Below are 11,608 nucleotides of genomic sequence, written 5' to 3'. Positions count from 1 at the left end.
GAAATGCCCTGTTTAAAAAAACGATTGTATAAACCTGTTTATTTTCTTATCCTGTCGTTTTTCTTTGTTTCCTGCGGTGCGATGCATTCTGTTAAAACGCCCGCAGGAAACGACAAAGAAGAGACTTTATGTCACACAAAGCTTGTGGAATTGGAATCTGAGCTTACCGGTATAAAGCAGGATCAGGCAACTTTAAAATATCAAATAGAAAAAAATAATACCATTATACAAACACTTCAGGATATCATCTCAACCCCGGAGAAAAAAATTTCATTTCTTGAAAAAAAACAACAACTTGCAGCCCCTATCCAGTATAAAATTGAGGCCCTCAAACCGGCTGATTTATACAAAAAAGCAAGAAATCTTTTGCTTGAAAACAATTTTTCAAAGGCTGCAGGCTTGTTCTCCGAATTTATTAAACATTATCCTCAAAACAGTCTGGCAGACAATTGTGTTTATTGGCTTGGTGAATGTCATTATTCTCTGAAAGATTATAAAAAGGCAATTGAGGTATTCAAAGGCCTGGAAATAAAATATCCCAAATCGGAAAAAGTGCCTGATGCCATATTAAAAACAGGCTATTCATATTTGTTGCTGGATGATTTCAACCGGGCAAACCACTATTTAAAACAAGTATTAAAACAATATCCTTTTTCACCTGCTGCGGAAAAAGCTCAGAAAAAACTTGGAGATTTTGAATAATATCCTTTTTACGAAAAAATAATTCTTTTGAAAAATATCTGCCTTGGTTTACGCTGCGGGAAATCCCGTTTTTGGGCAATATAATGTATAAAAGATTAATAGATCAATTTGGATCACCTGAAATCGTTTTAAAAACATCCGAACATCAGCTTGGAAAGGTTAACAGACTTTCTGCAAAAGTAAGAGACAACATCGTCAATCATAAAGCATTTGTGTACCGGGCAAAAAAAGAATTGGAAATTGTTTTAAACAAAAATATTAACATTGTAACTTTAACGGATTGCGAATATCCTGTGTTGCTCAAACAAATCCCTGATCCGCCGCCTTTTTTGACATATGTGGGCAAACTCGATAACAGCTCTCCTTGTATATCCATTATCGGCTCAAGAGCTGCAACCGGCTATGGGTTAAGCGCATCTGAAAATTTCGCATATAATCTTGCCGGAAAAGGATTTCAGATTGTCAGCGGCCTTGCAAGAGGAATTGATTCCATGGCACATAAAGGTGCGTTAAGAGCAAAGGGAAAGACCATTGCCGTATTGGGATCAGGATTGAATAAAATATATCCCAGGGAGAATAAAAGTCTGTTTCAGGCTATTGCGGAAAACGGCACTGTTTTTTCAGAATTCAAACTGAATACAGAGCCATATCCATCAAATTTCCCCACTCGAAACCGTATCATTGCAGGTTTATCCTGTGGAAGTATTGTTGTTGAAGCAGCCAAAAAAAGTGGATCTCTGATCACTGCCCGACTGGCCACGGAATATAATCGAGAGGTATTTGCAGTTCCGGGCAGTATAAAATCAAAAAAAAGCGAGGGCACCCATTCTCTGCTCAAGCAAGGTGCAAGGCTGGTTGAAAATGAAAATGATATTATGGATGAACTTCATCATTTTATTCATGAAAAAAAAGAAAACTTTCAAGCAGCTCCTTTACAAAAACAAAAATCAACTGATTATAAATGTTGCAAACAAAATAAATCTTTAATTATGAATTTTCTTGACCCTTACCCTGTACATATTGATGTGTTAATCGAAAAAAGCGGGATGACAAGCTCTCAGGTTACATCCCAATTAATTGATTTGGAACTGCAAGGCACAGTGATGCGCCATCAGGGTAATTATTATTCGATCTCGGAGGAATACCATTGACAAAACCCCTAATCATCGTCGAGTCCCCAACAAAAATCAAAACATTAAAAAAATATGTTGGAAAGGAATTTAATGTTGCTGCAAGTGCCGGCCACATAAGGGATCTTCCTGTTAAAACCCTTGGTATTGATATTGAAAAAAATTTTCAGGCAGAATATGTTAACATAAAAGACAAATCCAAAGTTATTTCCAATCTGAAGAAATTGGCCAAAGATGCCAAAGAAATTTATCTTGCACCTGATCCGGATCGCGAGGGTGAAGCCATTGCATTCCATATTATGGATATTTTAAAGAAAAAAGACCGGATTTTTCATCGTGTTCTTATTCATGAATTAACCAAAAAGGGAATTCAAGAGGCATTACAAAAGACCCTTATACCGGATGCCAATAAATATGATGCCCAGCAGGCAAGAAGAAAGCTTGACCGGCTGGTTGGATATCAGATTTCCCCTTTATTATGGCAAAAAGTCCAGAGGGGGTTAAGTGCAGGAAGGGTTCAATCTGTTGCCGTTAAAATTATTTGTGACAGGGAAAGGGAAATTCGAAAATTTATTCCGGAAGAGTTCTGGACGATCACAGCCGACCTTCTTTCACAATCCCCTCCTAAGTTTAATGCTGCCCTCATTAAGATTAACAATAAAAAGGCCAAGGTTACCAACGAAAAACAGGCTTCAGGTATTTTAAAAGATCTTAAAGCTGCGCAATTTGTTATTCATGAAATAAAAACCAAAACTATTAAACGGAACCCGTCACCTCCTTTTATCACCAGTAAACTTCAACAGGATGCAATCAATCGGCTAAGGTTTTCCGCAAAAAAAACCATGATTGTTGCACAGCAGCTTTATGAAGGCATTGAAATAGGAACAGGAGGCCCCGAAGGTCTCATTACCTATATGCGTACGGATTCAACCAGAATTGCTCCTGATGCAGCCCGGGAGGCACAATCCTTTATTGCACAAACAATAGGAGATGAATTTGCATTAAGCACCCCCAGATTCTTCAAAAACAAGAACAAGGTTCAAGATGCCCATGAAGCCATTCGCCCGACATCTGTGTTTCACTCACCTGAAAAAATAAAAAATTTTCTGTCTCCAGACCAGTTTAAGCTCTATGATCTGATATGGAAACGATTTGTTGCATCTCAAATGGCACAGGCCATCATTGACCAGAAAACAATTCTGATTAAGGCAACGGATAAATACATGTTTTCTGTCAGCGGTTCAACAGTTAGATTCTTAGGATTCATGAGTCTTTATTCCCCAAATAATGAATCAAAAGAAAAAGATATACAGGCTTTACCTGATGCCAAAGAAGGAACTGTTTTAAAAACACTGGAAATTTTTCCAAAACAGCATTTTACAAAGCCTCCGCCAAGGTTTTCCGAGGCATCACTTGTCAAAGAGCTTGAAAAAAACGGAATCGGACGACCCAGTACCTATGCATCCATCCTGTCAGTGATTAGGGACAAAGGATATGTTGATCTTGTAAATCGATATTTTGCGCCCAGTGAGCTTGGATTTATTGTGAATGACCTATTGGTAGCTTCTTTTCCAAATATTTTAAACATCTCATTTACAGCCCAGATGGAAACAAATCTTGACGATGTTGAAACCGGCAACCTGGAAGAAGTGCAGCTTTTAACTGATTTTTATGCATCTTTTAAAAAATATCTGGATGCTGCAAGTGAAAACATGATCAGCTTAAAAGGCGTCGGAGTTGAGACCGGCCTGGTCTGTCCGTCCTGCGGGAAGCAATTGAATATAAAAATCGGCAGAAACGGCCATTTTCTTGCATGTACGGGATATCCGGACTGTTCTTTTACCAGCAATTATCTTCGGGATGAAAAAGGCAATATTTCAATTGTTGAAAAAATTGTTGACAATACAAAAGTCAAAGATTGCATCAAATGCGGCAAACCCATGGTTCAAAAAGACGGCCGTTTCGGTCTCTTTCTCGCCTGCACCGGATACCCGGACTGTAAGCATACTGAGTCCGTCAACGGTGAATACAGCAGTAAGGATATCGGGGTAAAATGTCCAAAAACAGATTGCTCAGGAACAATTTTAGAAAAAAAGACAAAAAGAGGGAAAATCTTTTTCGGCTGCTCAAAATACCCGGATTGCACATTTGCATCCTGGGACAAACCAATTGATAGAGCTTGTCCGGATTGCAGTTCTCCCTATCTTGTTGAAAAAGAGACCAAAAAGGAAGGAAAATTCTTAAAATGCCCGGATCGAAAGTGTGGGTTCAAAGAGCATCAATAAAAAAAATCCGTCCTGATTATCTGCCCGGTTTTAATTATTTAACAATTGTTGTGTCATATGGTGCTTTATCATATTGTGGTGTATCGCATGATGGTATGTCGCATGAAATACCATCACTATACAGATTCTCCGGATAGAAAACTTTTAAAATTTCAAACCATATTATTCATTAACCCGTTCTACATATTCGCGGGTTCTGGTATCAATTTTTATCATTTGTCCTTGTTCTATAAAAGGCGGCACCTGGACTTCAAACCCTGTTTCAAGTATAGCGGGCTTGGTGCTTCCGGTGGCAGTATCTCCTTTTGCCCAGGGTTCTGACTTGATCACTTCCAGGTTAATAAAATTTGGCAATGTTATGCCAATGGGAAGTCCGTTATACAAAAGGATTGTACACAGCGTATTGTCCTTTAGCAGATCTATTGCATCCCCTAACTGATCTTTTGTCAAAAAATGCTGCTCATAATTGGATGTATTCATAAAGCAGTAGCTGTCCTTATCCGAATACAGATATTCCATTTCCTGTTCTTCAAGATCCGCTTTTTTAAATTTATCACCGGATCGGTAGGTTCTTTCAAACTGGGACCCGGTGATCATGTTTTTTAATTTACATTTATACAGGGATTGCCCTTTTCCGGGTTTTTTAAATTCAAATCCAATAATAACATAAGGTTCTCCGTCTATTTCAAACTTTAAACCCTTTCTCAAATCACTTGCTAAATACATGTAATGCTCCTAAATTTATCTTTCAAACATAACAGACTTTCTCACAGATCTCTCTTTTATATGAAAATTTTGAAAAATCCAAACAAAGACCTTCATATTTTGTTGCGGCAAAGCTTAAGGTGAAATACCAAGTCTGCCCGTGGCAGTTAATCACATTAAGGGCAAATTGGCAACCTCAGGATAAAAACAACTTGCTTTTTTATCGGTATTATAGGAAATATAATGTTTTAGAAAAATATTATTATAGGAATAATTTATATGATCATTGTTATTGATTTTGGTTCTCAATTCAACCAGCTTATTGCAAGAAGAGTTCGAGAAAATAACGTTTATTGCCAGGTAGAGCCGTCAAATATTTCAGTTTCCAGAATAAAGGAACTTAATCCCCAAGGCATTATTCTTTCCGGAGGCCCTTCAAGCATATATGAAGAAGACAGTCCTAAAATTGATAAATCCATTTTTGATCTTGGCGTCCCCATCCTTGGCATCTGCTACGGGATGCATTTTATGGTCCATACGCTCGGCGGCAAAATCAAAAAAGCAACAAAACGGGAATATGGCTTTGCAAGCCTTGATATAAAAGAGCCTGCCCCTTTATTCAAAGACATGGAAACAGGCTTCCAATGCTGGATGAGCCATGGAGATTCCGCAATTAAATTGCCGGAAAATTTTGTTATTACCGCTTCAACTCAAAATACGGCTATCGCAGCCATTGCAAATCATGAAAAAAAATTTTACGGTCTTCAGTTTCATCCTGAGGTGGAACACTCTAAAAACGGAACCCTCATGATCCGTCATTTTTTATTTGATGTCTGCAAGTGCCGGGAAAACTGGAATATGAAATCATTTTGCGATGGTGCCATTTCCCAGATTAAAGAAGCTGTTGGAGACAAAAAAGTGATCATGGGGCTTTCAGGCGGTGTTGATTCATCAGTTGCTGCAACTCTTATTCATAAAGCAATCGGCAAAAATTTATTTTGCATCTTTGTGGACAATGGACTCTTGCGAAAAGGTGAGAAAGAGGGGCTTGAAAAAAACCTGACAGCCGGACTTGATCTGAACATCAAATTTGTAAATGCAAAAGAAAATTTTCTAACTGCATTAGAAGGCGTAACCGACCCTGAAAAAAAACGCAAAATCATAGGAAATCTATTTATAGATGTATTTGACGCCCAAGCCAATAAGATAGACGGAGCAGAGTTTCTCGGTCAGGGAACGTTGTATCCTGATATTATTGAATCCAAATCAGCCTTTGGCGGTCCCACCTCCATCATCAAATCTCATCATAATGTCGGTGGTCTGCCGGAAAAAATGAAACTCAAATTAATTGAACCTTTGCAACTGCTGTTCAAAGATGAAGTCAGAAAATTAGGCTTAGAGCTTGGCATCAACGAGGATCTTGTATGGCGCCAACCCTTTCCAGGACCCGGTCTTGCCATCAGGATCATGGGGAAAATCACTGCTTCACGACTTGAAATTCTAAGAGATGCCGATGCCATTTTGCTTGAAGAAATCAAAGAAGCCGGGCTTTACAGAAAATTATGGCAATCTTTTGCAGTTCTGCTGCCCATAAAAAGCGTGGGGGTAATGGGAGACAAAAGAACCTTTGCAAATTGTATTGCGATCAGAGCTGTCACCAGCAATGATGCCATGACGGCTGACTGGGCAAAATTGCCCCATGATCTCTTGGGTAAAATTTCCAACAGGATTATCAATGAAGTTGAAAATATTAACAGGGTTGTTTTTGATATAACATCAAAACCTCCCGGAACCATTGAATGGGAATAACTGCCACGGGCAGACCTTGTATTTCATCTTGGTCTGCCCACAACAAAACATAAAAGTCGCTGTTTGGGTTTTTGAAAACTTTCATATAAAAATACCAGTAACGGGCATGGCAAATCAAGTTGCTATAAAAAAAAGCAGGATATAAGAATGGGTTCAATGAATTTAAAAGATTTCAGACCTGATAACCTGAATTTTGACGATGAGGAAGAGCTTTCCAAACACACGGGCAGGCCAATTCCTGCATCAACACATCACGAAGAAATCAACACATTGAAAATCGAGAAACTTTCCAACCGGGTGACGATCATTTCCATCATTATTCCCTGTCTTATCAGTGCCATTCTAATATTTGCCTACCTTGATATGAAAGAACGAGTTGTGGATGTTGATCAGACCAAACAAAACCAGGTCGACAGAATTTCACAACAATTAGAGGAAAAATTAAATGCGCTTGATATAAAAATAGCAAGGAACCGGTATGATCTTGATAACAAGCTGCCGGAACTTAACAATAAAACGGTTTCAATTGAAGGCAGTATTGCGAAATTAGTCAGCGGAAAAGCTGACAATAAAACCATTCAAAATCAGTTTATTAAACTTGAAAAACGTGTTTCCAATAACACAAATCAAGATAAAGTAACTCTTCAGACCCTTGAAAGAGTCAACAAAGAAACCCTTTCTGCCGTAACAAAAAATCAAGTTATCTTTGATAAAACCACGCGGCAAATAAAAGAAGAAATAGCCCTGTTCAAAGAAACATTTAATGACGGACTGTTAGAACTTTCCGATTATGAACAGCAAATAGGTGAACTTCAAATGAATTTAAGTCTTCTGGATAAAAAACATAAAAGATTAGACCAGGAGACAATTTCTCAAGCACAACTGGATGAAAAATTAATTCAATTGAAAACGGATTTAAACACTCATATGAAAAAAACAGACGAGAAGGTATATACCTTGAACCAGGAACTCATTAGCAATATAGCCCGGATACAAAAAAGTCTTGACTTGCTTCCGGCATCTTTTTCACCTCAAAATTCAACAAAAAAAATATCAACCCAAAACGAACCCAAAAAGCCTATCAATATTGATTCATCCGGTTTCATGATAATTGAAGAAGAGTCCTTAACACAATAGGGATCACTGAGGGATTTTCTTTTTTTGCCTTCGTACTCCAGGCATATACAACCGGTGCATCTGGAAAATGGGTTGAAAGGTCATGAAAATTAAGGTATATATAATCCATTCTTTGGGGATACCATTAAAAAGGATTTAAAATGTCTAAACAATACCCGGAATGCCCGCTTTATAATCACGCAACCTGCAGGGAATTGCATAACCCAAAGCTCTGTGCCATCATAAGAGAGGATAAGACCTGCTTTAAAAAACAGCAAAAACCAAAAAAAGAAAATACAGCCGACACCACCTCCTCATAATTTCATTCAATCGTCAACCTGTCGCCTGGATGAATCATACCGTTCGCAGAAAGATCATTTAATTTTAACAGTGAAAACAAAGATATCTTATATGCTTTAGCAATTCCGATCAGACTTTCTCCCTGTTTAACAATGTGAAATTTTGTGTTATATGTTTTTTCCCAGTTTTGATAATGAGCGGTAAACCGTTCCTTAAATCCTTTTGCTTTTCCTTTTGGTATCAAAATTTGAATATCTCCTTTACCAAGGAAATGTCCCCGTAATTCTGGATTATAATCTTTAATCGTTTTAAAGGGTATGCCGGCAGCTCGGGCAATTAGGGCAATGGGCATTTTAAAATCCGATTTGAAATTAACTTTATCAAAGGTAAAACCAGGATATAAATCTGATTTTTTCAAATAAAAACCGTATCTTTCCTGATTTTCAAAAATCAATTTGGCACTAATAAGTTTAAAAACATATCTTTGGGTTTCCAAGGGAAGATATAATGAAAAAAAATTATCGTTTTTTTGAATTTCAATTTCACCTTCCAAACCATATTCGCCCATATTATATGCACTCAAGGCAAGCAGATATGACCCGAATTGCACATTTAACGCCTTTATATATTTACATGCCGCATGGGTTGATTTAAAAATATTTCTTCGTTCATCTACTTTAGAATCAATCCTGAGACCATATCGTCTTCCTGTAGACTTTAAAAACTGCCAATATCCCACAGCACCTTTTGAGGAACCGGCATGAGGTCTTAATGCACTTTCAATGACCGGAACATATTTCAAATCAAGGGGCAATCCATGTTGTTTTAAAATGTGTTCCACATGAGGAAAATACCTTGCAGACCGTTTAATCCAGAGAATCACCTGGGGCCGGTCCCACAACGCCAACAGCAGTTCTTTTTCAAGCCTTTCTTTTATTTCTTGATGATCCAACGGGATTTTAATATCACAATAGTGAATCTCATTTTTAAACCGGATACTTTCCATTAATGATGGAACATCCTGTTGAGCAGTTTGATACTTGATCTGTTCAGTGCCCAAACAGATCAAAGGAAATAAAAAAAAATATACAATGGATATAAAAATTGCGTTACATAAAGATTTGTATTGCATAAATTTATCCTGATATTAAAAATTTTTATGTAATGAATCATCTCAAAATCAAATATCAAAGTCAATCTGCCATGGCCTTTTTATATGAAAGAACTTCTAACTTGTTGAAATCAGATCTCTTTCATTTTTTGTTGTGCCAGCTTGATCTGCTATGGCCGTTAGTTAAAAAAAATCATGCTTAAAATGTGTTATTTTAAAGAGGCCTGAAACTCAAAAAAAGGTTCATGGATAAGCAGATGATACTTTTTTATCAAATATCCGGTTGATCCAAAAATACAGTTGACAGATCATGTTCAGGTTCAAAACCAATTTTTAACATTTTTTTATTATCAAAAACCAAGTTTAGACTAATTTTTTTGTATGCTGCAGTGAACCATACCTTTCTTTTTCTCATCACATAAGCAGCACACTTTGTGATCACTTTAATAAAAAAAAGGGGAACCCTGATAATAAAACGGGTGGGTCGGTATGAAGATTGGTAAAATATAGTAATAATCTGCTTAAAAGTATAAGGCATTTTATCCGATACATTATATGTATTGCAAAAAATGTGACTGTCATTGTTCTGATCATTCACAGAATTAAGTCTATATTGAATAAAACCAACAAGGTTCCCCCTTGCCAGTGCCGACATTTTCTGTTGACCATTACCTATCAAAACATAGGCCAGTTTTCCAGGCGCAAAAATTCTTTTATCAATATTAAAACTATTGTTGCGGTCATAGACAGGAGACAACCGAAGCAAATCTACTTTTTTCATGACGCCTTTATTGAACAAGTCAATCAAATGGTTTTCCGCATCAAGTTTGCTGAATGCATAATCGCTCGTAGGTTTACAAGAACTTTCTTCGGAGATCACATCCCCATTATTTTCTTCTCCATAAACCGATATGGATGAAAGAAATATAAAATAAACTTCCGGGTTTGATCTTGAGGCAGCCAGGGCCAATTTTTCAACAGCCCTGCTGTTTATTTCCCGATAGGAATTGGCGGCAACTTCCCAGGTTTTCTGGTGGGCGATCCCGGCACAATGAATCACTGCATCAAAACAGTGTGTATCACATAATTGGGTTATCAAGTTATCATCCGTAATATCTGCTTTTACAAACAGACAATTTGAATAAAAACAAGAAGACTCATTCCGGTCAAATGCCACGACCCGATAGTTTTTTGCAAGCTTTTTACATACTGCCTGCCCGATAAACCCCAATGCCCCTGTCACCAATATTGTTTTCATCATTCCCTTGTTCATAAACATTCCAGATCCTTAGAATTTACTTGACTCTTCATACCATTTCAATTAAAAATCGGCAAAACATATAACTCAACTTTCGAACTTAAGCTTAGCAGACTCCGAAAGATTACCATGACCCTGATTGCGTTTTTAAAACACCTTGTTTTTGCCTTTGGACTTTTTTTGTTTTCCAGTATGATCTGTTGGAAAATCATACAGCGGGCCAAAATTATGGACACCCCGAATCATCGGTCCTCACACACAAAGCCAATACCCACGGCAGGTGGTTTAGCCATTGTCACCACTTTTTTTTCAGGCATGGGGATCATATATTGTATAGCCCATGAAACCATGATCACACACAAAATTTTCATGGGCTTTACCGTTTCCAGTCTCTTGATTGCCGGCATGTCCTTTTATGATGATTATAAGCACAAACCCTTATCTTTAAGATTGCTTACGCAAATTGTGGCCATCATAGCGGTCATCTCTTTTGGCATGGTTATCACCCGGATAGACCTGCCCTTTCCAGGAAGTGACGCCTTGGGAATCGTGGGTTATCTGATCACTTTTGTGTGGATACTGGGGCTTACAAACGCCTATAATTTTATGGACGGATTAAATGGAATGGCAGGCGGGAATGCAGTTATTACGTCCTTTTTTTTAGGCATTATCTCTTTTGGCCAAGGGAGTAATTTCACCTACATTGTGTGTTATACGCTTATGGCGGGGACGTTGGGGTTTTTAATATTCAATTTTCCAAAAGGCAAATTATTTATGGGGGATGTGGGAAGTACCTTTTTAGGGTTCACCTTTGCCACCCTTGCCATTATCTCATCGTTGTATGATAACGCACACACATCTTTGCTGGTCATGCCCTTATTATTGTTTCATTTTATCTATGATACCTTTTTCACATTTCTTCGACGCCTTGTTGCAAAAGAAAATATATTTCAGGCCCACAGAACACATTTATATCAATTGTTTAACCAACTTGGATATTCACATACAGTTGTCACGCTTTTTTATTGCGCAACCGGACTGGCCCAGGGATTCGGTGCATTCAAGTTGATCAACACACAGGATACCCAAAAATTTCTGCTGTTTATTCCATATCTGGTATTTCAAATCATCTATTCAATGGTCATTCTCTATTGTGCCAAAAAAAAGCAACTGATCTAACGCCCAAGTGCCC

General features: G+C 37.7%; 10 protein-coding genes. 7 read left to right on the top strand and 3 right to left on the bottom strand.

Annotated features, from left to right (window positions below; translation table 11 throughout):
• The first annotated feature begins 3 nt into the window (after positions 1-3).
• From ybgF to topA, 3 genes are all read left to right on the top strand, one after another.
• Positions 4-702, top strand: coding sequence for a tol-pal system protein YbgF (gene ybgF / locus BLT94_RS01850; RefSeq protein ID WP_092229856.1), 699 nt, complete (start codon positions 4-6; stop codon positions 700-702).
• Positions 703-785: 83 nt separating this feature from the next.
• Positions 786-1,853 (top strand): DNA-processing protein DprA, encoded by a 1,068-nt coding sequence (gene dprA, locus BLT94_RS01845; RefSeq protein WP_245742903.1) that lies wholly within the window; start codon positions 786-788, stop codon positions 1,851-1,853.
• Positions 1,850-4,117 (top strand): type I DNA topoisomerase, encoded by a 2,268-nt coding sequence (topA, locus tag BLT94_RS01840; protein WP_092229852.1) that lies wholly within the window; start codon positions 1,850-1,852, stop codon positions 4,115-4,117. The genes dprA and topA overlap by 4 nt, the downstream gene beginning before the upstream one ends.
• A gap of 162 nt (positions 4,118-4,279) precedes the next feature.
• Here the strand turns inward: topA and efp are convergent, their stop codons facing one another.
• The gene (gene efp / locus BLT94_RS01835; RefSeq protein ID WP_014956946.1) at positions 4,280-4,843 is read right to left on the bottom strand and encodes an elongation factor P; all 564 of its coding nucleotides are present in this window, start codon (positions 4,841-4,843) and stop codon (positions 4,280-4,282) included.
• Between the two features lie 258 nt (positions 4,844-5,101).
• Between efp and guaA the strand changes: the two genes are divergently transcribed.
• The 3 genes from guaA to BLT94_RS21900 all read left to right on the top strand — a co-directional run bounded on the left by guaA (position 5,102) and on the right by BLT94_RS21900 (position 8,067).
• Positions 5,102-6,631 (top strand): glutamine-hydrolyzing GMP synthase, encoded by a 1,530-nt coding sequence (guaA, locus tag BLT94_RS01830; protein ID WP_092229850.1) that lies wholly within the window; start codon positions 5,102-5,104, stop codon positions 6,629-6,631.
• Between the two features lie 147 nt (positions 6,632-6,778).
• Positions 6,779-7,768, top strand: a complete 990-nt coding sequence (locus BLT94_RS01825; protein WP_092229848.1) for a coiled-coil domain-containing protein — start codon at positions 6,779-6,781, stop codon at positions 7,766-7,768.
• Positions 7,769-7,908: 140 nt separating this feature from the next.
• Positions 7,909-8,067, top strand: coding sequence for a hypothetical protein (locus BLT94_RS21900; protein ID WP_175530238.1), 159 nt, complete (start codon positions 7,909-7,911; stop codon positions 8,065-8,067).
• 2 nt (positions 8,068-8,069) lie between these two features.
• Here BLT94_RS21900 and BLT94_RS01820 read toward each other — a convergent pair whose 3' ends face one another.
• Together BLT94_RS01820 and BLT94_RS01815 are read right to left on the bottom strand one after the other, a co-directional pair.
• Positions 8,070-9,179, bottom strand: coding sequence for a lytic transglycosylase domain-containing protein (locus BLT94_RS01820; protein WP_092229846.1), 1,110 nt, complete (start codon positions 9,177-9,179; stop codon positions 8,070-8,072).
• Positions 9,180-9,429: 250 nt separating this feature from the next.
• On the bottom strand, positions 9,430-10,431 hold the full coding sequence (locus BLT94_RS01815; protein ID WP_175530237.1) for an NAD-dependent epimerase/dehydratase family protein: 1,002 nt from the start codon (positions 10,429-10,431) through the stop codon (positions 9,430-9,432).
• 114 nt (positions 10,432-10,545) lie between these two features.
• Here BLT94_RS01815 and BLT94_RS01810 point away from each other — a divergent pair, with 114 nt between their 5' ends.
• Positions 10,546-11,595, top strand: a complete 1,050-nt coding sequence (locus BLT94_RS01810; protein ID WP_092229842.1) for a glycosyltransferase family 4 protein — start codon at positions 10,546-10,548, stop codon at positions 11,593-11,595.
• Positions 11,596-11,608 lie beyond the last annotated feature (13 nt).

Origin of the sequence: Desulfobacula phenolica (assembly GCF_900105645.1) — a bacterium.
GTDB classification, from domain to species: Bacteria; Desulfobacterota; Desulfobacteria; order Desulfobacterales; family Desulfobacteraceae; genus Desulfobacula; species Desulfobacula toluolica.
The sequence above is the reverse complement of the archived record's forward strand: the minus strand, read 5'-3'. Positions and strand labels throughout refer to the sequence as shown.